The sequence below is a fragment of the Parenemella sanctibonifatiensis genome (assembly GCF_002250565.1).
Lineage (GTDB): Bacteria > Actinomycetota > Actinomycetes > Propionibacteriales > Propionibacteriaceae > Parenemella > Parenemella sanctibonifatiensis.
This window is the reverse complement of record NZ_NMVJ01000008.1, coordinates 115,171-139,384: the sequence shown is the minus strand read 5'-3', so window position 1 is coordinate 139,384 and position 24,214 is coordinate 115,171. Positions and strand designations below refer to the sequence as shown.

Below are 24,214 nucleotides of genomic sequence, written 5' to 3'. Positions count from 1 at the left end.
GGTGCTTTCCCTGCCTTGTCTTCACACGTTGGCCTCAGGCTATGCAGTCGGCGTATCGAGTGTCCACCGACCCGCCCGAACAGGGTTCGACCCTCAACCTCGGGTGGAGAGTCCGACCAGTCGGCGGTTCAGCGGGTGCTCGGATGCCCCGGAGCCGTCACATTGATCCACGTTGCCGGGGTCCTGATCAATGCGGTGGCCACCTGGGACTTCAACTCCGAATCAGCCGCGCTGCCCCACTCCACGGTGCGCTTCTCCCTCAGGTTGAGGGTGATGCCGTCGGGAGATTCCGCCGTGATCGTCTCCACCTCAGCGCGCAACTCCGGCGACAACGACTGCACCACTGTGACGACATCGCTCAGCACCCGAGAATCCCCCAACGCGGCGTCCACCACGATCAGATCCGGTTCCGGATCACCCTCGACGGTGGTGTACGCCACGCCTTGGTCGTCGACATATCGGTCGACGTCGTCGGTGCGCACGATGAAGACCGGCTGCCGCTCCACCACCCGGATCCGGACGGTGTCGGGCCACACCACATCCACCTCGGCCTCGCGCACCACCGGCAGGTTCTGCACCCGAGCTGCGATCGCTTCGGTGCGCACTCGCACCAGCGGAACGTTCATCGGCGCCGCTGCGACCTGCTCGATCTCTTCGGGGCTCAACGCGTCGGTGCCTTCGACCGTCACCTTCTTGGTGACGATCAGGGGCGAGAATCCCACCAAATAGATCAGCCCACCCAGCGCCACCACGATCGCGGTCGCGATGGCGGTGATCTTCAGGACCCGACGCCGAGACCTGCGCCGCTTGCGCGCCCGGGCAAAGCTGGCGTCGACCGGCACCCGACGTTCAGGCATGCGGTCCCCCACCTGACCAGCGCTGCAGCGCGTCACGCAGGAGCGGCGCCAGGGCGGTCACATCACCGGCACCCACGGTCAGCACCACCGTCGGCACGCCGGGTTCCACGGCAGCCACCAGGTCCGCCAGTGCCTGATTCGAGTCGGGCTCAAACCTGACCCGATCATCAGCGAGGTCGGCGATGGTGGCGCCGGTGACGCTCGGATCAGGGTCCTCACGGGCGGCGTACACGTCGAGCACCCACGCCCGGTCGGCGAGTTCGAGCACCCGCGCGAAGTCCTTGGCGAAGTCGCGGGTCCGGCTGTAGAGGTGGGGCTGGAAGATCGCCAACACCCGACCGGTCGGTCCGACCTCAGCTCGGGCTGCGGTCAGGGTTGCCGCCACCTCAGTCGGATGGTGGGCATAGTCGTCGACGATTCGGACGTCCGCCACCTCGCCGATGGCCTCGTAGCGACGGCTGGTGCCGGCAAAATCCGCCAGCGCGGCGACCGCGTCGGCGGCCGGGATCCCCAGCCGGACCGCGCTCAGCACCGCCGCCTGGGCGTTCAGCAAAGAATGGTGGCCGGGGGCCGGAGCCCGCAGCACCACCCCCATGCTGGGCCAGTCGGCCTGCCAGCGGCCATCGACCACGTGGGCGTCGAAGAGCCGCTCGTCTGCCTCGGCGCTGGTGCCGTAGCTGGTGACCTGCTCCGGATCGAGCTGGCGCAGCCGTCCTGCGAGCGCCGCTGTCCCGGGGTCATCGCTGCACAGGATCACGTGTCCGGCGGCGGTCGCGAAGTCGAGGAAGCCCTGCCGGTAGGCCTGCGGGGTGCCCCAGTTGTCCAGATGGTCAGCCTCGATGTTGGTGATGACCGCAATCTCGGACTGGAACACCAAGAAGGAGCCGTCGCTCTCATCGGCCTCGACCACGAAGGGGGCAGTGGCGTCGCCCACATCGGCGGCGCGCCCGGCACCCGCCAGGGTCGCGCCGAGCGCATAACCGGGCCGTGGACCACCTCTGCGAGCGGCGTCGGAGCGCAGCAGCGCCGCGATCATGCCGGTGGTGGAGGTCTTGCCATGGGTGCCCGACACCGCGACGGTGCGCCGACCCAGGGTGAGCGCGGCCAGTGCGGTGCTGCGGTGCCAGACCTGCAGCCCACGCTCCCGTGCCGCGGCCAGCTCCGGATTGGACTCGCGGATCGCGCTCGAGACCACCACGGTCCGGGCCGCTCCGAGTTGCTCAGCGGCATGGCCGACGTACGCCCGGATGCCCCGGTCGCGTACCCGCTGCAGGGCGGCCGAGTCGGACCGGTCCGACCCGGTGACCGCAAGTCCGAGGTCGGCGTACAGCTCGGCGATGCCGCTCATCGAGGAGCCGCCGATCGCAATGAAATGGAAGGGCCCCGCCGCACGGGGGTCACTGGGCGCCGGGGGCTGCTGCAGTGCCATCAGCTCTCACCGCCCGCGATCCGCAGCGCCTCACGCGCCAGTCGGGTGGCAGCGTCGGCCGGGACCAGCTCGCGGGCGGCCTGGGACATCTTCGCCAACCGTTCCGGCGACCCGACCAACTCGGGCAGCAGCTCCCGAAGCCGGTCGGCCGTGCAGTCGCCATCGGGCAGCAGCACCGCGCCTCGGGCGCGCACCAGGCCCTCGGCGTTGCGAGCCTGTTCCCCGTTGCCGTGCGGCAGCGGGACGAAGATGGTCGGCAGTCCGACCGCAGCGGTCTCCTGGACCGTGCCGGCGCCGCTGCGGCCCAACATCAGGTCGGCAGCAGCGTACGCCTGGTCCATCCTGTCGCAGTAGGCCATCGGCCGGTAAACCGCGCCGCTGTCGTGGCCGATCGGCTGGTGGTCGTCGCTGAAGTTCTTGCGGCCGAGCACGTGCAGCACACTGACGCCGGCTGCCAGCAACGAGTCCAAAGCGCCGGCAACAGCCTGGTTGATGCTGCGGGCACCCAACGAGCCGCCGCTGACGAGCACCACTCGCCCCTCGGCGGGCAGGCCGAGCGCGGTCCGGGCCGGGATCCGCTCGGCGGCCCGATCCAAGGTCGCAATGGAGCGGCGCAGCGGAAGGCCGATCAGGTGGGCACCCGGCAGTGGGGTGTCCGGGAAGGTGGTGCCGACGAAGGCGGCCCGGCGGGCGGCGATCTTGTTGGTGATGCCCGGCAGCGCGTTCTGCTCGTGCAGCAGCAGCGGAATGCCGGCGGTCAGCGCCGCGAGCGAGACCGGCAGTGCGGCGTAGCCACCGAAACCGATCACCGCATCGGCGTGGCGTTCCTTGAGGATGGCGCGTGCCTTGGCAACCGCATTGCCCAGACGGAAGGGAACCGTGAAGAGCTCCGGCTTGATCTGGCGCGGCAGCGGCACGGCCGGCACCAACGCCAGCTCCAGGCCGGCCTCGGGAATCACGGTGGTTTCCAGCCCCTTGGCGGTGCCGACCGCGACCAGTTGCACCGACGGGTCGAGCGCTTCCAACTGCTCGGCGGTGGCGATCAGCGGAGAGGTGTGCCCAGCGGTGCCACCGCCGGCCAGTACAAGCGAAACCATGCTGCTCCTGTCAGGAACGGCTGCCGATGACGGTGGTCATCTTCGGCCGAGGTCGATGCGGATCCCGGGCGTGCTGGATGGCTCGGCGGGCGGCAGGTTCGTTGCGGGCACAGGCCAACAGCACCCCCAACGCCAACAGATTCGCCAGCAGGGCCGACCCACCATAGGACAGGAAGGGCAGCGGGATGCCCATCACCGGCACGAGTCGCAGCACGACGGCGATGTTGACCAAGGATTGGAAGCCGAACCAGATCGTCACGCCCGAGGCGGCGTACCGGCAGAACTTGTCGGTGCTGCGTTGGGCAACCCGCAGACCGCCGAAGATCAGCGCCAGGAAGAGCGCCAACACACCCACCGACCCGATCAGTCCGAACTCCTCACCGATGACGGCGAAGATGAAGTCGGTGTGGGCCTCGACCAGGCTGCCCCACTTGCCGCGGGACTGCCCCAGACCTTGTCCCCACCAGCCACCGGAGGCGAGCGAGTACATGCCTTGGAGCGCCTGGTAGTTGCCGGCCAGCTCACCCTCGCTGGGATTGATGAAGGCCAGGATTCGGCGCAGTCGGTTCGGCGAGGCGATCACCATTGCCGCCACTCCCGCGGCGCCGACCAGTCCGATTCCGAACAGCACCCGCTTCGGCGCACCGACCACCCACAGCAGGCCGACCATGATGGCGCCCATCACCAGGGCGGTGCCGAGGTCACGCTGGGCCACCACCAGTCCGGTCAGCACCGCTGCCACCGGAAGGTAGGGAAACAGCAGATGCTTGGGCTGGTCCAGCACCTTGTCCTTGCGGGCCAACACGTCGGCGCCCCACATGATCATCGCCAACTTGGCGAATTCGGAGGGCTGGATGCGCAACAGGCTGGTGCCGAACTGGACCCAGTTGCGGTTGCCGTTGACGTTGACGCCCAGTGGGGTGAAGGTGAGGATCAGCAGTCCGATGGCGGCGAACAACGCCAGCCACGCCAGCACCCGCAGCCGTTTCACCGAAGACTGGGACAACCACCACATCGCGACCAGGCCCACCACCAGGAAGACCAGCTGGCGCTTGACGAAGTAGTAGGCATCGCCGTAGTTGACCATCGCGAAGACGCTGGAGGCGGACAGCACCATCATGGTGCCCAGCGCCAGCAGCAGCACGGCGGCGCCGAGGATCAGGTAGTAATCGGCCAGCGGCTTGGCGAGAGCGGCTGAGACGAAGCCGCCGCGTCCCCGAGATGACTGATCTGTGCCGCGACGGGCGGCAGCCTCAGTCGTCCTGCCCGTCCGGGCCGACGTCACCTCGCCTGCGCTCATCCTGACCTTCCTCGCCCTCGTCGTTCCATTCCGCCACGTCGGCCCGCCACGCCTGCACCGCTGTCACGAATGCATCGCCGCGAGCGTCGTAGCCACTCCAGATGTCCTTGCTGGCGCATCCCGGTGCGAGCAACACCACGTCACCGGGTTGTGCCATCTCGACGGCCCGAGCCACGGCTTGGGCCATGACCCCAGTTTCCGTGCTCTCGAGCACGATCACCGGGACCTCGGGCGCGTGTCGGGCAAGGGCATCGGCAATGACTTGCCGGTCCACCCCGAAGAGCACCGCTCCCCGCAGCGTGTCGCGGTGCCGGCGTACCAACTCGTCGAAACTGGTGCCTTTGGCCTGACCACCGGCGAGCCACACCACCGACTCGTACGCCGCCAGCGAGGCCTCCACCGCGTGCGGATTGGTGGCTTTGGAGTCGTCGACGAATCGGATGCCGCGGACCTCCGCGACGGTTTCGATCTTGTGGGCGCCGACCTGGACCGCGCGCAGGCCGTCGCGTACGGCGGTCGGCGGCACCCCGAAGGAGCGTGCCAACGCAGCCGCGGCCAGGGCGTTGGCGACGTTGTGGGGCGCATTAGGCTGGACGTCAGAGACCGCTGCCAGTTCCTGGGCGGAACTGCGTCGCTCCGCAATGAACGCCCGGTCGACCAGATACTCGTCGACGACGCCCAGCATCGACAGTCCGGGTACGCCGAGGGTGAAGCCGATGGCGCGGGCGCCCTCGACCACATCGGCCTCCTCGACCATCGCCTCGGTGGCTCGGTCCTGGACGTTGTAGACGCAGGCGTGGCGGACCTGGTGGAAGATCCGGGCCTTGTCGTCGGCGTACGCCTGGTAGGGATCCTCGGCCCACTGGTACCACTCGAGGTGGTCGGGCTGCAGGTTCAGGACTGCGGCCGAGTGCAGCCGCAGCGAGGGGCTGTGGTGCAGCTGAAAGCTGGACAGCTCCACCACGAAGACGTCGTGGCTCACTTCGTCGGCCAGCGCCTCCAGCGGCGGCCGACCGATGTTGCCGACCTCCGCGACGCTCAGCCCGGCGGCGGTGAGCATCGCGGTGAGCATCTGAGTGGTGGTGGTCTTGCCGTTGGTGCCGGTGATGCCGAGCCACGGCACCACCCGGTCGGGATGCATGAAGCGCCACGCCAGCTCGACATCGGTCCAGATCGGCAGTCCGCGTTCGGCGGCCTGCACCAAGATCGGTGCATCTGGCTGCCAGCCGGGTGAGGCGATCACCAGGTCAACGTCCTGAGGCAATTCAGCTGTCGCATCCGGCCCCAGATGGACCGTGCCGTCGAGGGTGCGCACAATGGTCGCACGTTCCTCGAGCGCCGCACTCTGACCGCCGTCGACGACGGTGACCCGGGCCCCGACTTCCAGCAGCGCATCGGCCGCGGCCATGCCGGAACGGCCCAGCCCCACCACGAAGGCGTGCACCTCTGGCCACGGGCTGGAACGGTCGGCACTGGCGAGCCAGTCCACGCTCACGACCCCACCACCCATTCGGCGTAGAAGATGCCCAGACCGAGCGCCACACAGAGCCCGGCGATGATCCAGAACCGGATCACGACGGTCTCCTCCTTCCACCCCAGCAGTTCGAAGTGGTGGTGGATGGGCGCCATCTTGAACAGGCGTTTGCCTCGGCTGATCTTGAACCAGCTGGTCTGCAGGATCACCGACAGGGTCTCCATGACGAACAGGCCACCGATGAGGATCAGCAGCAGTTCGGTGCGGGTGGTGATCGCCAGGCCGGCGACCGCACCGCCCAGCGACAGCGAGCCGGAATCGCCCATGAAGATCTTCGCGGGTTTGCTGTTCCACCACAGGAAGCCGAAACAAGCCCCCGCCAACGCGAGCGCGACCACGGCCAAGTCGTGCGGGTCGCGTACCTCATAACAGCGTGGCCCCACCATCGAGGTGTTGGCGCAGTTCTGGTTGTTCTGCCACAGATTCACCAACGTGTACGCCGCGAACACCATCGCGGCGGCACCGGTCGCCAAGCCGTCGAGGCCGTCAGTGAGGTTGACCGCGTTGGTCGCTCCGGCGATCAGCAGTACCACCCACAGCACCGCCAGGACCACCGGCAACGTCAGCCAGGGGATGTCGCGCAGGAAGGAGATCGCATTCGACGCGGGCGTCACTCCCCGCTCGTCGGGGAAGTTGAGCGCCAGGACCGCGAAGGACACTCCCACCAAGGTCTGCAGGCCGAGCTTGGCCTTGGCGTCAAGCCCCAGCGAACGCTGCTTGGAGATCTTGCTCCAGTCGTCCAAGAAGCCGACCAGTCCCATGCCGGTGAAGAGATACAGCACCAGCAGCGCTGACAGCGTGACCGGGGTCCAGGTGATCAGGTGGGCGCCGAAGTAGGCGACCAGCACCGAGATGATGATGACCAACCCGCCCATGGTGGGCGTACCACGCTTGGTGTGATGGGAGGTCGGGCCGTCGTCGCGGATGAACTGGCCGTAGCCCTTGCGCACCAACAGGCCGATGGCCAACCGGGTGCCGAGCAGGGTGCCGATCATCGCCAACCCGCCGGCGAACAGGATCGCCCTCACCGCTCGACTCCCCTCTCCTGATCCACTCTCGCCTCGGCCAAAGTCGCCTCGTCCAGCCCAGTGACCACGGTTTCCAGGGCGAGACCGCGGGAAGCCTTGATGAGCACCACGTCCTGCGGTGCCACGCTCTCGGCAACGATACGGGTAGCCGCGTGTGGATCGGTTGCGGTACGCGCCGACACGCGCAGACCGACTCCGGCGACCATGTCCTCGGCATACTCCCCAACGGCCACCATCAGGTGCGCGCCAGCGGCATCAGCGAGTTCACCGAGCCGGCGGTGCTCGGCCTGGGCGCCCTCCCCCAACTCGAGCATGTCACCCAGCACGAGGATCAGCCGGCCGGCACCGCGGCGTCGGTGGATCGCCGCCGCGCTCGCGATGGCGGCCGCCATCGAGTCGGGGTTGGCGTTGTAGGCGTCGTTGACGATGGTCGCGGCGCCGCCGGCCAGCTGCAGTTCGCTGATCTCCATCCGCCAACGCGACTTCAGCTCCGCGTCCGCGAGCCCGGCCGCCACCGCTTCCAACGGCATTCCGAGCAGCCGTGCGGTGGTCGCTGCCGCCAACGCGTTGTCGACCTGGTGTCGCCCGCTGCTGGCCAGCTGCACCGCGGCCCGGTCATGGCTCTGACCGTCATGGGCATGAAGGACGAAGTGGTGCCGATCCCGGTCGTCGGCGCCGATCTGGTCGGCCCACAGCTGCAGTTCGGCCTCGGGCGCTGGCTGGTCCGAGCTGCGCCACAGTGCCGTTCGTACGCCGGCACCGCGCCGCTCGCGCATGCCCAGCACACGCGGATCATCGGCGTTGAGGACCACCCAGTCCGACGCGGCCTCGACCAATTCCCCCTTGGCCTGCGCGGTCGCGTCCAGACCTCCGAACTCACCGGCATGGGCCTGTCCGACATTGAGCACCATCCCGATGTTGGGTGGGGTGACCTGGCACAGCCAAGCAATGTGGCCCCGGCCACGGGCGCCCATCTCGGCCACCAGGAAACGAGTGGTGGCATCAACCGACGTCGCGGTCAGCGGCAGCCCGATCTCGTTGTTGAAGCTGCCGGGCGGCGCAATGGTGGCGCCGAGCCGCGGCAGCAACTGGGCCAGCAGGTCCTTGGTGCTGGTCTTACCGGACGACCCGGTCAGGCCCACCACAGACAGGCCGCGGCTGCATTCCTGGGCGACCAGCTCGCGGGCCAACCGGACCAGGCCTTCGGTCGGTTCGCCGGGCACCACCAGCTGCGCGACGGAGTCCGGCAGGCCCGGGATCGGCTCATGGGCCATCACACCGGCCGCACCTGCTGCGACGGCGGCGGCAGCAAAGTCGCGGCCGTTGACGCGCTCACCGGGCAACGCGATGAACAGCGCCCCCGCGGTGGCCTGACGGGAGTCCAGCACGACGCCGGGGCCCAGCGGCACGTCGGCGCCGAGCAGGTCCGCGCCGATCCGCGGCGCCAGCGCTGCTGCTGAGGTGACCCTCATCGGCCTGCTCCGGGATCCAACTGGGCCCACTGGCGTACGACCTCGATGGCGTCGTCGAAGTCGATGGTCTCCTCGGCCAGGATCTGTCCCGTCTCGTGGCCCTTGCCCAGAATCGCCACCGTGTCGCGTACGCCGGCCCGTGCCAGCGCCGCCCCGATGGCCCGGTCACGGCCGCCGACCTCGACCACGGTGATGACGCGGCCCCGTTCAGCCGAGCTCTGTCGCACCTGCTCCGCACCGGCCAGGACCGCTGCCCGGATGGCCGCGGGGTCCTCGCTGCGGGGATTGTCATCGGTGACGATGACCACCTCGGCCCATTCGGCCGCAGCCTCCCCCATCGGGCCCCGCTTGTCCGGGTCCCGGTCACCACCGGCGCCGAGAACGGCGATCAGGCGACCGCCGGGCACCGACAGTGCGGTCAGCGCCGCCGCGACGGCCTGTGGAGTATGGGCAAAGTCGACCACCACACGGGGGCCGCCGGGGACCTCGACCAGTTGCATCCGGCCCGGCACAGTCGCGGTCGCCAAGGCCTGGGCGGCCTGCTGCACCGGTTCGTCGAGCACCTCCCACAAACCCACGGCAAGGCCACTGTTGACCCGGTTGAACGTGCCGGGCATCGCCAACGGCACCGCAATGTCGCCGCTGGGGGTGTGGAGTCCGAGCTGTTCGGGATCCTGCGCGGTCGGATGGTCCACGTCATCGGTCAACGGATGGATGTCAGTGTGCGCATCGGCGAATCCACTGACGCTCAGAACCGGTACGCCGGCGGCGCGGCACTCCCCAGCGAGCCGGGCGCCCCACCCACCGTCGACCACGATCACCGCGGTGCCGGCCTGCTGGAAGAGCGACGCCTTCGCTTGGAAGTAGTCCTCCATGGTCGGGTGGAAGTCGAGGTGGTCCCGACCCAGGTTGGTGAAGCCCGCGACATCGAAATGAACCCCGGTGACCCGTTGCAGCGCCAACGCGTGGGAGGACACCTCCATCACAACGGTGTCGGCGCCGCGCTGCAGCATCACGGCAAACAGCGCGTGCAGATCACAGGACTCCGGCGTGGTCACCGTCGTCCGGTCCGAGGTCAGTTCCTGATCGTCCAGCCAGAAGCCAAGCGTTCCGATGGTGCCGACCACGTGCCCGGTGCCCCGCAGGCCGGCGGCAGTGAGGGCGGTGGTGGTGGTCTTGCCGTTGGTCCCGGTGATCCCGACCATCCGGAGCTGGCGAGTCGGGTGGTGATAGATCTCGGCGGCGGCGTACGCCATCGCGTCACGGGGGGCGGTGACCTCCAGCACGGGCAGTTGCCCGGCGACCTGCTCGGCGCCCTCGGAGTCGGTCAGCACCGCGACCGCTCCAGCAGCGGCAGCCTGGTCGGTGAACCGGGCGCCGTGCACCCGGGCTCCCTTGAGGGCAACGTAGAGGTCGCCGGGTCGCACCGCGCGGGAGTCCTGGGTGATCCCGGAGATCTCGACGCCGGCGTACTGGTCAGCCACCGCCGCCCCCACCGTGGCGGCAAGGGCGGTCAGCGCGATTGGTGCGAGACCCTCGGGTCGCAGCTGGTGATCAGTCACGCCGGGAACGCTACCGTGCGGCTCACCAGTAGAGCTTCCGGTTGGCCGGTGCGGTGGTCGACAGCGGTACGCCGTAGCGCGGCAGCGCGTACTGCATGATGTCCTTCCAGGCCGGCGCAGCGATCACGGTGCCGGAGTTCTGACCTTCGGGCTGGTCCAGCACGATGTAGGTCAGGATGGTCGGGTCTTCCAGCGGCGCGACCCCCACCCAGGACGAGGTGTAGCCGTTGTAGCAGCCGCAGTCAGGGTCGTACCGCTGCGAGGTGCCGGACTTGCCGCCTGCACGGAAGCCGTCCAGGGTCTGGTCGGTCGGCTCACCGTCGTGGGTGAGGACGGCCTCGCTCATGAACGTGACCTCGCGGGCAGCGTCCTCGCTGATGACCTGCCGCGGCTCCCGCACCGGCAGCTCGATCTCCTTGCCGTCGGGACCGATCGCGGACTTGATGATGGTCGGCGGCATGTACTGCCCGCCGTTGTAGATGGTGCCGATCGCGGCTGCCTGCTGGATCGCGGTCACCGACATCGACTGGCCGAAGAATGCGCGGTCCCACACGTACGAGGGCGATTCGGTGGTGGGAATCGATCCGCTGGCCTCACCCGGCAGCCCCACTCCGGTGGGCTTGCCGTAGCCGAACGCCTCCAGATAGCGCTGCATGGTCTCCGGGTCGGACTGCCGACCCAGCATCGCGGTGCCGATGTTGGACGACATCGCCAGGATGCCGCGTGCGGTCATGTTGACCTCGCCGTGGCCCCAGACGTCGCGGATGTTGGAGTCACCGGACTTGAGCAGCGGCGGCACCACCACGTGGGTCTGGTCCTGCAACAGCCCCTGGTCGGCCAGGGCCGCCATCGTGATGAGCTTCTGGGTCGAGCCGGGTTCATAGACCTGGGTGACGGCGTGGTTGCCGCGGGCATCGGCGTCGGCATCGCCGGGCCGGCTCGGATCGAAGGTCGGATAGGTCGCCATCGCCAGGATCTCGCCGGTCTTGATGTTGAGAACGATCGCGGTGCCGGTCTGGGAGCCACTGTCATCGACGGCCTGCTGCAGTCGCTGCTGCGTGGTCCACTGCAGTTCGGAGTCGATGGTGAGCTGATAGTCGATGCCGTCCTGGGCCGGCTGCAGCATGTTGGTGCCCAGTGGGATCCGGTTGCCCTGCGGCGAGGCTTCGTAGATCTCCTTGCCGGGCTGGCCGGTCAGTTCGCCATTGAGCGAATACTCCAGGCCGCCGCCGCCCTTGCCCTCACCGTTGACGAAACCGATGATGTTGGCGCCGGTCTGGCCGGCAGGATAGGTACGGATCGAGTCGGACTCGCGGAAGATGCCGTAGATGTTCTCCTCGGCCAGGGCGCGAGCGATGTCGGTGTAGTCGGCTGCCGGCACCTTGCGCGCGACGTACGCAAAGCGAGTGTCGGGTCGGGTCAGCGGTTCCAGGTATTGCTCCGGATCCGTGCCGAGCACTCGACCGATGATCTGGGCGATCTCCTCGGCGTTCTCGGCCGTGTGGGTCGGGTCGGCGGTGATCGCCACCGCCGGTTCGCTGGCCGCCAGCACCTGCCCGTTGCGGTCGCTGATCTGCCCTCGCTCGGGCATCAGGGTCTGGGTGCGGGTGACCTGCTTGGAGGCGGAGGCGGCGTACGCCTCGGTGTCAAAGGCCTGCAATTGCACCAGCCGACCTGCGCACACCGAGACGGCGATCGCCAGCACGACCATGATGGCCTGCAACCGGCGTGCCGGATGTCCCAGCGCGACCCGGGTGGGGCCTTGCTTGCGACGGGACTTCCTCCGCAAGCTGCCCGGCTGGATCGGTGCGCGACGCGATGCGGCCGACTGCCGGCTGCGCGGGGCACTCGAACGGGCGCTGGCCCGCGTACCCCTGGGCCGGTCGCTGCTGCTCCGACCAGTGCTGACTCGGCTGCTTCTGACTCGACTACTGCTGCTCGCCCCGGTTCGGCGCTGACCCGAGAGTCGGCGCTGGCCCGGCTGTTGGTTGCCGCGGGTCGCCATCATTGGCCTCCGTTGTCGACGGGCTGCTGTTCAGGATGGGGTTCACCCTCGGGTGCCGGCTGCTCCCCCTCGGGTGCGGGCTGTTCACCCTCAGGTGCGGGCTGCTCCCCTTCAGGTGCCGGCTGTTCACCCTCGGGCGCCGGCGGGTTCTGTTCGGCGTGTCGGCGCTCTGCTTCCAGGCGCTGTTCCTCGGCGATCCGGGCTTCCTCCGCCTTGCGCGCCTCGTCGGCCTTGCGGGCCTCCTCGGCGCGACGCTCCTGCTCGATCTGCTCGGGCGTCTTGATCACCGAGGAGGGCAACTCGTCGCCCTCGACGGCATTCGGTTCGCCGACGATGGTGCCGTCGGGCAGCACCAAATAGACGGTGTGGAGGTTGGGTCGCAGCCCCAGGGCCGACGCCTTGCGGGCGAGTTCCGGCGTGGACCGGGCCAGCTCGACCTCACCCTCCAGGCGGGCCTGCTGGTTGCTGAGGTCGGTGGCGCGCCGCTCGGCGTCGCGCACCTCCATGGCCTGGCTCTGCAGCTGGGTGTTGAGCAGCAACAGCCCTGCCATGCCGGCGGCCAGCACCAGCGTGAGCAACAACAGGAAGGGCAGTCGACCGGCGCGTTGGCGTCGGCCCCGCACCACCTTCAGGGGTGGTCGAGACCCGCGGTGGCGTTCCGGGGCGAGCAGTGCACTCATGCGGCTTCCTCCAGACGTTCGGCAGCACGCAGGCGTACCGATGCGGCTCGTGGGTTGGCGGCAACTTCCTCGTCAGTGGGGCGCTCGGCGCCCTTGGTCAGCAGGGTCAAGCGGGCGCGCAACTCGGGCGGCACGATCGGCATCCCGCGCGGCGCCCGGTCGGCGGCCTGGTCACGCAACTCGTTCTTGACCAGACGGTCCTCGCCGGAGTGGTACGCCATCACGACCAGCCGCCCCCGAGGCGCCAGCGCATCAATCGCCGCGGGCAGGGCCCGCTCCAACACGGCGAGCTCGTCGTTGACGGCGATCCGCAATGCCTGGAAGGTCTTCTTGGCCGGGTGGCCGCCCTGCTGGGCTGCCACCGGCACCGCGCCGCGGATGATGTCGACCAACTCGCCCGAACGCTCGATGCGATGGTCGGCGCGGACCCGCAGCACCGAGCTCACGATCCGGTCGGCGAACCGCTCATCGCCGTACCGGCGCAACAGCCGCACCAGCTCACCGCGGCCCAGATCGTTGAGCAGGTCGGCGGCGGTGGGGCCCTCCTCCCCCATCCGCATGTCCAGCGGCGCGTCGACGGCGTACGCGAAACCCCGCTCGGTGCGGTCGATCTGCATCGAGGACAGCCCGAGGTCCATCAGAATCCCCTGCACCTGACGGCCCTCGAGCACCTCGGGGATCTCGTCATAGACCGCCTGGTGCAGTTCCACCCGGTCCCCGAAGCGGGCCAGTCGCTCCGCGGCGATGTCGAGGGCGCGCGGATCGCGGTCGATCCCGATCAGGTGTGCCCTGGGGCAGGAGTCGAGGACCAACGAGGCGTGGCCGGCCAGGCCGAGGGTGGCATCGACGTAGATGGGGTTGCCCTCGGTGAGGGCCGGGGCAAGCAGCTCCAAGCAGCGTTGCGCCATCACCGGGACGTGCTGCGCGCCGGGCTCACGCGCCGAGTCCGACTCAGGTGGAGCGGAGTGGAGGAGCGCATCAGGGCAGCCAGCGACGTCATCTGACCGGTGGTCGGAGGCTGCCATCTGATCACCTCGTCTGCTGGAAGCTGCGGATGTTGCGGCGGTGCCACATGCGGTCCGGCTCCGGACCGAGGCGGTGGGAAGTCCGCCTGACACCGGGGAAGGTGCGCCAGGTGGCTGCCTCGGGCCGGAACCGCACCGCATGTGAGCGGTTCAGGCGAGTCGGGGTCATCACGCTTCCTGCTGCCACGTCTGACCCAAGATCTCTTCGTTCATGTCCGCGAAGTCGGACTCCTGCGCCTCGGAGTACGCCTCCCAGGCCTCGGCGTCCCATACCTCGATGCGGTTGATGGCCCCGACCACGACGATCTCCTTGTCCAGCCCCGCATACCTGCGCAGCTGGGGCGGAATCGTCATGCGGCCCTGCTTGTCCGGAGTTTCGTCGCTGGCACCGGCAGCCAGCATGCGCTGGAAGTCACGTACCTGCTTGACGGTTGCCGGAGCATTCCGCATCGACATCGTCATCTCCACGAACGTCTGCCGGGGATAGATGGCCAGACACCGGTCCTGCGCCCGGGTCACCACCAGCCCGTCAGCGAGCTCGTCTCGATACTTCGCCGGCAGAAAGAATCGGCCCTTCTCGTCGAGCTTCGGCGTGTGCGTACCCAAGAACATTGGGCACCACCTCCGAGTCGCCGATCACACCAATTCCCTCCACTGCGCTCCACTCTACTCCACTTTCCTCCACCAAGGTCAACAACCGCGGTGTTTTCCTCCCCGATCTGGCCTGACGGCCCAGACAGCAACCGGTTGGTCGGGTCCGCTAACGCCCACCGATCAGGCCTATTACTCTGGTGCGGGTACGCGAGCGGGCGTGCTCATACGCCGCGCCCCGCCAACTCCCGGAGGACACTCAGTTGAGTCAGACCAGCAACGCCCCAGCGCCGCAGCCGGCATCACTGGATGACGTCGTCAACGTCACCCAGAAGATCCGGTCCGCCATCGAGACCGTGATCGAGGGCAAGCGGCAGGCGATCGACCTGTCCCTGGTTGTCCTGCTGGCCGAGGGCCACCTGCTCGTCGAGGACGTTCCTGGCGTCGGCAAGACGATGTTGGCCAAGGCGATCGGCAAGTCGATCAACAGCTCGGTACGCCGCCTGCAGTTCACCCCTGACCTGCTGCCCGCCGACATCACCGGTGTCTCGATCTATTCCCAGGAGACCGGCGAGTTCGAGTTCAAGCCCGGCGGCATCTTCGCCAACATCGTCGTGGGCGACGAGATCAACCGCGCCTCCCCCAAGACCCAGTCGGCGTTGCTGGAGTCGATGGAGGAGGGACAGGTGTCGGTGGACGGCACCACCTACGTTCTGGACCGGCCCTTCATGGTGGTCGCCACCCAGAACCCGATCGAGATGGAGGGCACCTATCCCCTCCCCGAGGCCCAGCGGGACCGCTTCCTGGCCCGGATCGAGATGGGCTACCCGACCCCGCACGCCGAGCTCGACATGCTCGACCACCACGGCCAGCGCAATCCGCTTGATTCGCTGCAACCGGTCACCGACGCCGCCACCGTGCTGCGCGTCATCGAGGCCGTCAAGACCTTGCACGTGGCCACCGAGGTGAAGCAGTACATCATCGAGGTCATCAATGCGACCCGTAACACCCGTGACCTGCGCCTGGGCGCGTCGCCGCGCGCCAGCCTGGCGCTGCTGCGCGCCAGCCGGGCGTACGCTGCCGTCGCCGGCCGGGACTATGTCACCCCCGACGACGTGGCTGCCCTGGCGGTGCCGGTGCTGGCGCACCGAGTCCTGCCCTCGGCCGACGCGCAGCTGGGCAACCGTGGCACCTCCGACATCATCACCGCAGCGCTGGGAACGGTGCGAGTCCCCGACCGGCGGTGAATGTGCGAAACCCTTGGCGCATCCTCACCGGCCGCGGCCGGGTCTTCCTCATCGCCGGCCTCGTCCTGACGGTCGCGATGCTCGCCATCGGCCAGCGTGATGTCGTCTGGCTCGGACTGTTGTTGCTGATCCTGCCGATCGTGGCGCTGATCCTGATTGGCCGCTCCAAGCTGCAACTGTCGTGTGAGCGGCGACTGTCCGAGGGACAGGTCGCGGTCGGCGACGAGGTGACCGGCGAGTTGCTGCTGTCCAAGAGCGGCGCCCATCCCAGCGGACTGCTCCAGTTCGAGGACCGGGTGCCGCCGGAGCTGGGCATCCCGACCCGCTTCAGCATCCATCACGCCGAACCGAATTGGACCCGCGACATCGCCTACACCATGTACGCCTCCAAGCGCGGTCGTTTCCAGACCGGCCCACTGATGATCCGCAGCGTCGACCCGTTCGGGCTCGTCCGCACTGAGCGTCGTTTCAAGGCCACCTCGGAGGTACTCGTCACCCCCCGAATCCACATCCTGCCCTCGCTGCGCCAGCTGGCCGGCACCGGAGCCCAGGGCGACACCTCGCCACAGCGGCTCGGCGTCACCGGCCAGGACGACATCCTGATCCGCGAATACCGCCATGGCGACGACGTACGCCGGGTGCACTGGCGCCACTCGGCCCGTCGCGGTGAGTTGATGGTGCGTCGCGAGGAGCAGTCCTGGGATCCCAGCATCAACCTGCTGCTCGACAACCGCCTCGCCAACCACACCGGCGAAGGCGAACACGGCAGCTTCGAATGGGCCGTCTCCGCTGCCGCCTCGATCTCCAAGCACTTCGTGCAGGATGGCTACTCGATCTCGGTCTTCGACTCCAGTGGCGTGATCCACGACGGCGCCAATGACCCGGGCCACCCGGCCGCCCGGGATCGATCGCTGCTGCTGCAGTTCATCGACATCGACGTCCGCAACTCCACCACGATGAACAAGGCGATGGACGCCATCACCACCCACCGGCAGGGCCAGATGTTGGTCGCCGTGCTGGGCCGCATCACCGCCCAGGACGCGCAGCAATTGGTGCGCGCCGGGCGTACTCGTGGCCAGGGCGTCGCCATCGTGCTCGAGGTGGACAGCTGGGTGATTCGCTCCCAGCGCGCCTCCAGCGAGGCCCAGTTGGCCCACAAGGACGGCATCCGGGTGTTGCGCGAGGCCGGCTGGAAGGTCGCCGTCGCGCGGCACGACGTGACGGTCCCGCAGGCCTGGCAGCAGCTCGAGGCATTGGGGGTGGGCGCGTGAAGCTCCTGCACACCGACCGCATGGGTGCCGCCGTCATCGCGGCGTCCCTCCTCACCTCCCTCTCCCTGCTGCCGCTCACCCAGGAGGCTTCCTATCTGGGGCTGGCAGCCATCGGCATCGTTCTGGTGGGCGCCATCGGCATCCTGGGACGTCGCTTCGACGTCGACAACAGCCTGATCCTGGTCGGCCAGTTCATCCTGGCGGTCGTCTTCCTCATGAGTGTCGCCGGCAGCCTGATGTCAGAAGGCGATCTGTGGTGGCGCCCGATCGAGCTGTACGCCGACGCCATCCTCACGTTGCAGACCGAATCGGCGCCGCTCCCTCCCAACGCCGGCGTGAAGTTGTTGCTGGTCACCGCCGTGGTGGTGGTCGCGATCATGACCGACCTGTTGGCGATCGGCATCGACCGGCCAGCCTGGTCGGTGGCACCGCTGCTGACGATCTATCTGATCCCGGCGCTGGGCGTCTACACCGATGTGCCGTGGTGGAGCTTCGCCGCAGTCGCGATCGGCTACCTGGTGATCCTGGCGATGGAGGCCGTGCAGCGCACCGAGTTGTGGCAGCGCACGTTGGCGCGGGACTCCGCCGAACGTGGATCTGTGGTGCCGTTGGCAGCCCGGCTCGGCCTGGTGGTCGCGGTGCCCGCGATCGCGCTGTCCCTGGTGATGGGCATGATCATCCCGGCAATCTCGCCATTGATGTGGGGCGGCTCCCGACCCACCGGCGACCAGCCGATCCAGCTGACCGACCCGTCGCTGGACCTGCGTCGCAACCTCAACCAGCCGGACGACGTGCCGGTGCTGCGCTACACCACCGACCAGCCCGGCGGCGTCTATCTGCGGATGGCCTCGCTGCCCGCCTTCGATGCCCGCGGCTGGCAGAACGTCGGCATCCAATTGCGCAGCGGCAATGTGCTGCCCAGCATCCCGGGCATGACGAATCCGCCGCAGGAGATTCGGCGCACCCAGATCACCATCGACGACTTCGCCTCGATGTATCTGCCGGCGCCGTATGCGCCCCGCACGGTTGATGCTCCCGGCAGTTGGTCGCACGACCCGCAGTCGTTGGTGGTCATCAACACCGACGAAGACAACGAGACCGCGACTCGCGGACTCAGTTACGAGGTCACCAGTGCCGACATCATCCCCAATGGTGAGCAGCTCAGCGTTGCGGTGGCCGGGTCGCCTGCCGATCGGCAGTACACCACTGCCATCCCCGACGACCTGCCCCAGGAGATCATCGATCTGACCCTGGACATCACGCGTGAGGCGCCGACCCCGGCGCTGCGGGCAGCAGCCATCCAGAAGTATTTGCGGGAGGGCGGCGGCTTCACCTACAGCACCGATCCGCAGCCCGGCAGCGGCTATGACGCGCTGATGAACTTCCTGTTCGTCGACAAGATCGGCTACTGCGAACAGTTCTCCGCTGCGATGGCGCTGATGGCCCGCATCGTCGACATCCCGACTCGCGTGGCGGTGGGCTTCCTGCCCGGTGACCTGCAGGCCGACGGCAGCTATGTGGTGACCACTCACAACATGCATGCCTGGCCGGAGCTCTACTTCGAGGGCATCGGCTGGGTCCGCTTCGAGCCGACCCCGAGCGTCGCCACGGCACCGGTGTGGACCACGGTCAACGAAGAGGTGCCGCAGCCCTCGTCCGACCCCAGCGGCGGCAGTGACGTGCCCAGCGAAGCTCCCCCCGAGCCCTCGGTGGAACCGACCGAGCAGCCGAGCGAAAATCCGGACCTTCCGCCTGTCGTCAACGACGAGGGCGAAGGCACCCTGCTGGCACTGCTGGTCGACATTGCGCGGGTCGTGGTGACCTTGGTCGTGGTCGCCGCCATCTTGGCCATCCCCGGACTGGTCCGACGCCGGCTGCGCCACCGTCGCCTGCACGCCACCGATGCGCCGCCGCGCTCCCAGGTCCTCTACGCCTGGCGCGAGGTGCGCGACACCGTGCGCGACGTACGCCAGCCCTGGCCGAGCGGGACGCCCCGGCGAATCGGCTCCGAACTCAGCGGACGGCTGCCGGGAGCCGCTGCCGGAGCGATGCACGACCTGGCCCTGGCCGCCGAACGGTCCCGGTATGCGCCCAAGGTGGGCGATGTCGGTGATCTGGCCGAACAGGTACGCCTGGTGCGCGAAGGTCTGCTGTCGGACAAGAATCGCTGGCAACGCTGGCTGATCGCCCTGTTCCCCTACTCCCTGTGGCACAACGGCCGGCTGTCGCTGCGGCGGCTGCGCCGCAAGCTGCTGCCCGGCTCGCGCCAGTGAACTGGCAGACCCGGACATGAGAGAACCCCGCCACGATCGTGGCGGGGTTCCTTCTTCTCGGATCAGCTGGCCTTCAGATCAGCTGATCAACCATCACAGTGAGCCGTCCTGGCGGCGACGCCAGCGCTCCTCCATCTTGTTCATGAAGCTCTTGTCCGGACCGGCGCTGCTACGGCCCGCACCGGCGCTGGCCTTCGGCTTGGGTTCAGGAGTCGCGTCGTCGACATCATGCTTGGTGAATCCGGTCATGCCGAGCACCACACCGGCCAACATGACGACGAAACCCACCACGCTGATCGCGGGATGGCTGCTGATGCCGGCGACCAAGCCGACCAGGCCGACCGCGACGACCACTCCGCCGACGACCAGTCGACCACGGTTGACCGTGGGCGGCCGCACGTCGAGGCGCGGATCGGCACGCAGCGTTCGGTCAAGATGGGGATCATCGGCAGCCCAAGCTGCCTCCATCTGATCGAGCAGGCGCTGCTCCTCCTCTGAGAGTGCCATCACCCCTCCTGTGGTCGTCCATGGCCCTGTGGTCGTCCATGGCCTAGGGCACCAGTCTAGGCGTTCCCAGCGCCAGCTAAAAGACGGATCAAGACATCACCAACCCAGGCTCGCCAACCGACGGCGCTGCTCACTCAACTGGCGACCCCGATACGCCGGATGATGCAGCCGGGCCACCACCCGATCCCGAAACGACGTCGCATCACGCAGCAGGTCATCGGCCTCCCGGCTGCTCGGCTGTGCCCCGTCAAGGACCTCTCGGTGCCGGCCAGTCAGCGAGTCGAAGAACAGACCCCATTCGGCGTACTCGGGGGCGACCCGACACAGCACGCGCCAGATCCGCGACAGCGGGATCGCGCCGGGGCGATGCCCTGGCAGCCTCGCCGTCAGCACCAGGTCACCCACGGCGACGGCAGCGGCGTACGCCCGCAGGTGGCGTTGTGCGACGCTTCGGACCTGGTCCGCCTCCCACAGCAGTCCGTCGATCCGATGCCGTGCTTCGGGATCGCTGTTTGCCATCATCGGCCCCTTCGCTCAGTTGCCCCGTGAATCTGTCTGACCCGTGAATCTGTCTGACCGTGATCTTGTCGATCACAAGTCGAACACACGTTCGATACTCCTCCATCATGATCCCCCGACCCAGCGACGTCAACCCCTCAACCACACCATCCGCGACGCCGGGGGTCTACGCTGTCGGCCATGTCCGCCGAGCAGCCACCCGAGGCCGTCCCGGTTGCCGTGATCGGCTCCGATCTGGGCGCGGTGGCGACGGCGGCCAGACTGGCCCGACTGGGGCACCGCACGACGCTGCTGTCCGAGGAGGAGGTCCTGGTCCCGGAAGGTCGTGGGATCGCGCTCTCGACGTGGCCGGGCGATCTCGGACCGGCGCCGATGGTGGACGACCTACCGCTCACCACCGCATTTCCGGCGCCCTGGCGGGACCTGTTCAAGAAGACCGGGATGCCGCTGGAAGGCAGCCTTGCCAAGGCCGAGCTCGCCCTTTCCCCCGCCCCGGCTACCCGGCACCGGTTCAGCGACGGCAGCGAGCTGGTGCTGCCCAACGACCGCTCCACGCGTCAGGTGATCCTGCGGCGCAGGTACGGTGCCGCCGCCGCGCAGCGGTGGGAAACGCTGCTGCGGCAGCTCACCGATGTTTGGCAGCGGCAACGCGCGCTGGGCCTGGAGCAGGAACTGACCTCGAACGACCAGATCCGCCGGGCCGCGCTGCCGGGCGGCAGCATCGCCGGACTGGCGCGCAGCATCAAGGAGCCCCACTTGGCTGCGGTGATCCGTTCGACCGCATGGCTGGAGGGCAACGACCCGCGCCTCACCCCAGGTTTTCGAGCCACTCCGTTGGCCCTGGCTGCGGTCTTCGGCGAGTGGATGGTGACCCACCACGACCAGCCGGTCCGCTTTGGGCACGTCGTCGACGCACTGCTGGACCGGCTCGCCGTTCGCGGCGTCGAGATTCTGGCCCCGGCCGCCGTACTGGACCTCAGCCGGACTGTCGCGGGCAGGTGGCGCATCACCACCGCGACAGGCGAAGTGGAGGTTGCCGCGGCGACCCTGGCCACTGACCTGTGGCAGCAGGCGGAGCTGACCGGCGCTGCGGTGCCGGCGCTTCGCCGAGCCCGGGGCCTGCGACGCGCGATCGCGCCGCGAGTGCAGCACTGGTGGCAGGAGTCGCCGCTCGATGAGCCCGAGCACGTCATGGAGCACCACCGCGACGGCATCGTGGAGAGCTGGCGGCGGGCGTACGCGGGCGGCACCCTGGTCACCGAGCATGTCCGGCGTCGCGGCGGCCCGGACGCGACGGTCGCAGCCTGGCGACGCGGCAGCCACCACTGGCTGCGCCGGCCTCCGATCCGGCTCGACGCCAGCCTGACCACGGTGAGCGCCTCGGGTCGGGGCGGCGGGTCGCCACAGCAGGTGCTGCTCGCTGCGGCGCTGGCCAGCTATGCGCTGCACGAGGAATTGACCGGCGAGGATGTCCGACCCACCAACAAGACGCCACCGCCCCGACGGCCGCAGGCGCTGCCCCGTTGGGATCGCTGAGAGCTCTCTGAGCGAGGGGTTAGACTGGCTCGTCTGGTGCACGCGATGTGACCATCCGCACTGATCTGGAGCGCAAACTTGACCTCACCGTCGCCGACCCCCCAGTACGCCGCCGAGCTCGCCCTCGAGCAGGCCCACGTGGATCGGGTCTACCGGCAACTGGAGATTGCACGGACCTCAGCTCAGAAGCTCGCCAAGGAGGGGCAGTCCCTCTATCAGACCGAACGGGCTGACTTCGTTCGCGAAGAGGACAGCACCGGCATGCTGGAGCGCGACGTCTTCGTCTATCAGGCCGCGCGCCGGCTGGCCACGCTGGAGGCCGAACACGACGGCCTGGTCTTCGGCAAGTTGGACCACACCGACGGTGAGGTCCGCTACATCGGGCGGATCGGCGTACGGGATGAGGAGTACGAGCCGCTGGTGATCGACTGGCGCGCTCCGGCGGCCGAGCCGTTCTATCGGGCCACCCCCGCCGCGCCGATGGAGGTGGTCCGGCGCCGGGTGTTGCGCTGCCGAGGTGACCAGGTCGTCGGCATCGAGGACGACCTGCTCGCCGCCGACCACGCCAACGGCGATCTGGTGGTGTTGGGTGAGGGCGCCCTGATGGCCGCGCTGAGCCGGGCCCGTGGCCACACCATGCGTGACATCGTCGCCACCATCCAGGGCGAACAGGACGAGGCGATTCGCGCTCCCCATCAGGGCGTCACCGTCATCGGCGGCGGACCGGGCACCGGCAAGACGGTGGTGGCCCTGCATCGCGCGGCGTACCTGCTCTACAGCCATCGCAAGCGCTTCGAACGCGGTGGTGTCCTGGTGGTGGGGCCGAGCTCGGTCTTCATGAACTACATCGAACGGGTGCTGCCCTCCCTGGGTGAGGAATCAGTCACGTTGCGCCCCATCGGCGGCGTCGCCCATGACGTCCTGGGCCTGCGGTCGGAGGAGGTTGACACTCCCGCGGCGGCGGCCGTCAAGGGCAGCCTGCGGATGGCGACCCTGCTGCGCCGGCTGGTCGACGCACCGAGCATCGGGTCGGCACACCTGGACCTGCACGTCAGCATCGAGGGTGAGGTGCTGCGGCTGCGGTCCGAGGACCTCCGTGCCGTACGCCGGCGGGTGCTGTCCGAGACGAGGGCCAACCTGGCCCGTGACCGGGCGGAGTCTGCGCTGCTGGAGGAACTGTGGCAGCGCAAGCCCGACAGCGTCGACGTGAGCCGGGAGGTGTTTGCGGACCGCGTCTCCTCCCAGGCCAGCTATCGGATGCTGGTCAACGCCTGGTGGCCGACCCTGGACCCGATCGAACAGTTGCACCGGCTCTCCGATCCGGCGCTGCTGGCCGAGGTTGCCGAGGGGCTGTTGAGCCCGGCGGAGCAAGAAACGCTGGCCCAGGCGTTGACCCCGGAGCAGCCGTTGACGGTGGCTGATGTCGCCCTGCTCGATGAGTTGGTGGAGCTGATCGGGATGCCTCAGCCCGAGCCCGACGCCGAGGAGTCGCTCTTCCTGCCCGACGGCACCGAGGTCAATGAGGTCGTCACCACGGCCGACCGGCTCCGTCACACCGTCGAGGTCGACCCCAACGACGACCCCTTCGACACCTTCGCCCACGTGCTGATCGACGAGGCCCAAGACATCACGCCGATGCAGTGGCGGATGCTGCGACGGCGCGGCCCGCAGGCCTCGTGGACCATCGTCGGCGACCCTGCCCAGAGCACCTGGCCCGATCCCGCCGAGACCGAGCGGGCGTTGCAGCACCTGATCGGCCGCGGCCCCTCGCGACGATTCCGGATGAGCACCAACTACCGCTCGCCGGCCGAGGTCTATGACTTCGCCGCCGCGGTGGTGCAGCGGGACTATCCCGAGGTCGACGTGCCCGAGGCGGTACGCCGGACCGGCCGCGAGCCCGAACTGTTGGTCACCCCCGAGGCCGACCTGCCGGCGCACGTGACCGCCACCATCTCGGCACTGGCTGATGACGTGGAGGGCACGATCGGCATCATCTGCCCGCCGAGCCGGTTGGCGTCGCTGCAGGCGGAGATCGGCCGAGCCGACCTGCCGCAGGATCGGCTGGCCGTGGTGACGGCGATCCAGGCCAAGGGCCTGGAATATGACGCCGCCGTCGTGGTGGATCCGAGCGCGATCGTGGCGCAGAGTTCCGGCGGCACCCGGGTCCTCTACGTCGCCCTGACCCGCCCCACCCAGCGGCTGGTCGCCATCGACGTGGACGTCCCCGGCGATTGGCGGCCGAGCACGGCAGACTGAGTCGCGACCACCATCAGAGAGGACG

The 24,214-nt window shown here is 68.6% G+C and carries 19 protein-coding genes and 1 pseudogene; 5 read left to right on the top strand and 15 right to left on the bottom strand.

Translation table 11 applies throughout. The annotated features are described in order from the left end of the window. Positions 1 to 128 precede the first annotated feature (128 nt). From CGZ91_RS10015 to mraZ, 13 genes and pseudogenes are all read right to left on the bottom strand, one after another. Positions 129 to 857 carry a cell division protein FtsQ/DivIB gene (locus CGZ91_RS10015; protein WP_094454817.1) on the bottom strand — a complete coding sequence of 243 codons (729 nt, stop codon included), beginning with the start codon at positions 855 to 857 and terminating at the stop codon, positions 129 to 131. Beyond that, the gene (murC, locus tag CGZ91_RS10010; protein ID WP_094454815.1) at positions 850 to 2,286 is read right to left on the bottom strand and encodes a UDP-N-acetylmuramate--L-alanine ligase; all 1,437 of its coding nucleotides are present in this window, start codon (positions 2,284 to 2,286) and stop codon (positions 850 to 852) included. The genes CGZ91_RS10015 and murC overlap by 8 nt, the downstream gene beginning before the upstream one ends. Then, entirely contained in the window at positions 2,286 to 3,383 is a 1,098-nt protein-coding gene (gene murG, locus CGZ91_RS10005) for an undecaprenyldiphospho-muramoylpentapeptide beta-N-acetylglucosaminyltransferase (protein WP_094454813.1), read from the bottom strand. Before murG ends, murC begins: the two co-directional genes overlap by 1 nt. Positions 3,384 to 3,393: 10 nt before the next feature. After that, positions 3,394 to 4,683, bottom strand: coding sequence for a putative lipid II flippase FtsW (ftsW, locus tag CGZ91_RS10000; protein WP_094454811.1), 1,290 nt, complete (start codon positions 4,681 to 4,683; stop codon positions 3,394 to 3,396). 52 nt (positions 4,684 to 4,735) lie between these two features. Next, positions 4,736 to 6,193: pseudogene (gene murD, locus CGZ91_RS09995) on the bottom strand (UDP-N-acetylmuramoyl-L-alanine--D-glutamate ligase); the annotation flags it as partial. Continuing rightward, positions 6,175 to 7,245: a phospho-N-acetylmuramoyl-pentapeptide-transferase gene (gene mraY, locus CGZ91_RS09990; RefSeq protein ID WP_094454807.1), complete on the bottom strand. Its 1,071-nt coding sequence runs from the start codon at positions 7,243 to 7,245 to the stop codon at positions 6,175 to 6,177. The gene mraY and the pseudogene murD, both read right to left, overlap by 19 nt. Beyond that, positions 7,242 to 8,717, bottom strand: a complete 1,476-nt coding sequence (locus tag CGZ91_RS09985) for a UDP-N-acetylmuramoyl-tripeptide--D-alanyl-D-alanine ligase (RefSeq protein WP_094454805.1) — start codon at positions 8,715 to 8,717, stop codon at positions 7,242 to 7,244. Before CGZ91_RS09985 ends, mraY begins: the two co-directional genes overlap by 4 nt. Further along, the gene (locus CGZ91_RS09980; protein ID WP_094454803.1) at positions 8,714 to 10,279 is read right to left on the bottom strand and encodes a UDP-N-acetylmuramoyl-L-alanyl-D-glutamate--2,6-diaminopimelate ligase; all 1,566 of its coding nucleotides are present in this window, start codon (positions 10,277 to 10,279) and stop codon (positions 8,714 to 8,716) included. Before CGZ91_RS09980 ends, CGZ91_RS09985 begins: the two co-directional genes overlap by 4 nt. Before the next feature lie 22 nt (positions 10,280 to 10,301). Beyond that, positions 10,302 to 12,068: a peptidoglycan D,D-transpeptidase FtsI family protein gene (locus CGZ91_RS09975; RefSeq protein WP_179229311.1), complete on the bottom strand. Its 1,767-nt coding sequence runs from the start codon at positions 12,066 to 12,068 to the stop codon at positions 10,302 to 10,304. A gap of 215 nt (positions 12,069 to 12,283) precedes the next feature. Further along, complete coding sequence (locus CGZ91_RS09970; protein WP_094454799.1) at positions 12,284 to 12,964, bottom strand: hypothetical protein; 681 nt, start codon at positions 12,962 to 12,964, stop codon at positions 12,284 to 12,286. Beyond that, positions 12,961 to 13,989, bottom strand: a complete 1,029-nt coding sequence (rsmH, locus tag CGZ91_RS09965) for a 16S rRNA (cytosine(1402)-N(4))-methyltransferase RsmH (RefSeq protein WP_094454797.1) — start codon at positions 13,987 to 13,989, stop codon at positions 12,961 to 12,963. Before rsmH ends, CGZ91_RS09970 begins: the two co-directional genes overlap by 4 nt. A gap of 4 nt (positions 13,990 to 13,993) precedes the next feature. Then, positions 13,994 to 14,158, bottom strand: coding sequence for a hypothetical protein (locus CGZ91_RS14330; protein ID WP_179229310.1), 165 nt, complete (start codon positions 14,156 to 14,158; stop codon positions 13,994 to 13,996). Beyond that, positions 14,158 to 14,601, bottom strand: coding sequence for a division/cell wall cluster transcriptional repressor MraZ (gene mraZ / locus CGZ91_RS09960; RefSeq protein WP_094454795.1), 444 nt, complete (start codon positions 14,599 to 14,601; stop codon positions 14,158 to 14,160). Before mraZ ends, CGZ91_RS14330 begins: the two co-directional genes overlap by 1 nt. A 242-nt stretch (positions 14,602 to 14,843) precedes the next feature. On the opposite strand from mraZ, the gene CGZ91_RS09955 reads away from it, so the two are divergent. From CGZ91_RS09955 to CGZ91_RS09945, 3 genes are read left to right on the top strand one after another with little or no spacing between them, the layout of a single operon-like run. Next, positions 14,844 to 15,827 (top strand): AAA family ATPase, encoded by a 984-nt coding sequence (locus CGZ91_RS09955; protein WP_094454793.1) that lies wholly within the window; start codon positions 14,844 to 14,846, stop codon positions 15,825 to 15,827. A gap of 2 nt (positions 15,828 to 15,829) precedes the next feature. Next, the gene (locus CGZ91_RS09950) at positions 15,830 to 17,098 is read left to right on the top strand and encodes a DUF58 domain-containing protein (RefSeq protein ID WP_094454791.1); all 1,269 of its coding nucleotides are present in this window, start codon (positions 15,830 to 15,832) and stop codon (positions 17,096 to 17,098) included. Then, positions 17,095 to 19,371 carry a transglutaminase family protein gene (locus CGZ91_RS09945; protein ID WP_094454789.1) on the top strand — a complete coding sequence of 759 codons (2,277 nt, stop codon included), beginning with the start codon at positions 17,095 to 17,097 and terminating at the stop codon, positions 19,369 to 19,371. The genes CGZ91_RS09950 and CGZ91_RS09945 overlap by 4 nt, the downstream gene beginning before the upstream one ends. Positions 19,372 to 19,464: 93 nt before the next feature. On the opposite strand, the gene CGZ91_RS09940 is transcribed toward CGZ91_RS09945, so the two are convergent. Both CGZ91_RS09940 and CGZ91_RS09935 read right to left on the bottom strand, forming a co-directional pair. Further along, positions 19,465 to 19,878, bottom strand: coding sequence for a DUF3040 domain-containing protein (locus CGZ91_RS09940; RefSeq protein ID WP_094454787.1), 414 nt, complete (start codon positions 19,876 to 19,878; stop codon positions 19,465 to 19,467). 96 nt (positions 19,879 to 19,974) lie between these two features. Next, the gene (locus tag CGZ91_RS09935; protein ID WP_144276865.1) at positions 19,975 to 20,397 is read right to left on the bottom strand and encodes an SAV_6107 family HEPN domain-containing protein; all 423 of its coding nucleotides are present in this window, start codon (positions 20,395 to 20,397) and stop codon (positions 19,975 to 19,977) included. Positions 20,398 to 20,577: 180 nt separating this feature from the next. Between CGZ91_RS09935 and CGZ91_RS09930 the strand changes: the two genes are divergently transcribed. Together CGZ91_RS09930 and CGZ91_RS09925 are read left to right on the top strand one after the other, a co-directional pair. Beyond that, positions 20,578 to 21,933: a hypothetical protein gene (locus CGZ91_RS09930; RefSeq protein WP_094454783.1), complete on the top strand. Its 1,356-nt coding sequence runs from the start codon at positions 20,578 to 20,580 to the stop codon at positions 21,931 to 21,933. A 78-nt stretch (positions 21,934 to 22,011) separates the two neighbouring features. Then, positions 22,012 to 24,189 (top strand): HelD family protein, encoded by a 2,178-nt coding sequence (locus tag CGZ91_RS09925; RefSeq protein WP_094454781.1) that lies wholly within the window; start codon positions 22,012 to 22,014, stop codon positions 24,187 to 24,189. Positions 24,190 to 24,214 lie beyond the last annotated feature (25 nt).

Coding starts and splice junctions, on each gene's coding strand:
- murC (WP_094454815.1), bottom strand. CDS start 2,286: ATGGCACTGCAGCAGCCCCCGGCGCCCAGTGACCCCCGTGCGGCGGGG.
- CGZ91_RS09985 (WP_094454805.1), bottom strand. CDS start 8,717: ATGAGGGTCACCTCAGCAGCAGCGCTGGCGCCGCGGATCGGCGCGGAC.
- rsmH (WP_094454797.1), bottom strand. CDS start 13,989: ATGGCAGCCTCCGACCACCGGTCAGATGACGTCGCTGGCTGCCCTGAT.
- CGZ91_RS14330 (WP_179229310.1), bottom strand. CDS start 14,158: ATGACCCCGACTCGCCTGAACCGCTCACATGCGGTGCGGTTCCGGCCC.
- CGZ91_RS10015 (WP_094454817.1), bottom strand. CDS start 857: ATGCCTGAACGTCGGGTGCCGGTCGACGCCAGCTTTGCCCGGGCGCGC.
- ftsW (WP_094454811.1), bottom strand. CDS start 4,683: ATGAGCGCAGGCGAGGTGACGTCGGCCCGGACGGGCAGGACGACTGAG.
- mraZ (WP_094454795.1), bottom strand. CDS start 14,601: ATGTTCTTGGGTACGCACACGCCGAAGCTCGACGAGAAGGGCCGATTC.
- CGZ91_RS09935 (WP_144276865.1), bottom strand. CDS start 20,397: ATGGCAAACAGCGATCCCGAAGCACGGCATCGGATCGACGGACTGCTG.
- CGZ91_RS09970 (WP_094454799.1), bottom strand. CDS start 12,964: ATGAGTGCACTGCTCGCCCCGGAACGCCACCGCGGGTCTCGACCACCC.
- CGZ91_RS09930 (WP_094454783.1), top strand. CDS start 20,578: ATGTCCGCCGAGCAGCCACCCGAGGCCGTCCCGGTTGCCGTGATCGGC.
- murG (WP_094454813.1), bottom strand. CDS start 3,383: ATGGTTTCGCTTGTACTGGCCGGCGGTGGCACCGCTGGGCACACCTCT.
- CGZ91_RS09940 (WP_094454787.1), bottom strand. CDS start 19,878: ATGGCACTCTCAGAGGAGGAGCAGCGCCTGCTCGATCAGATGGAGGCA.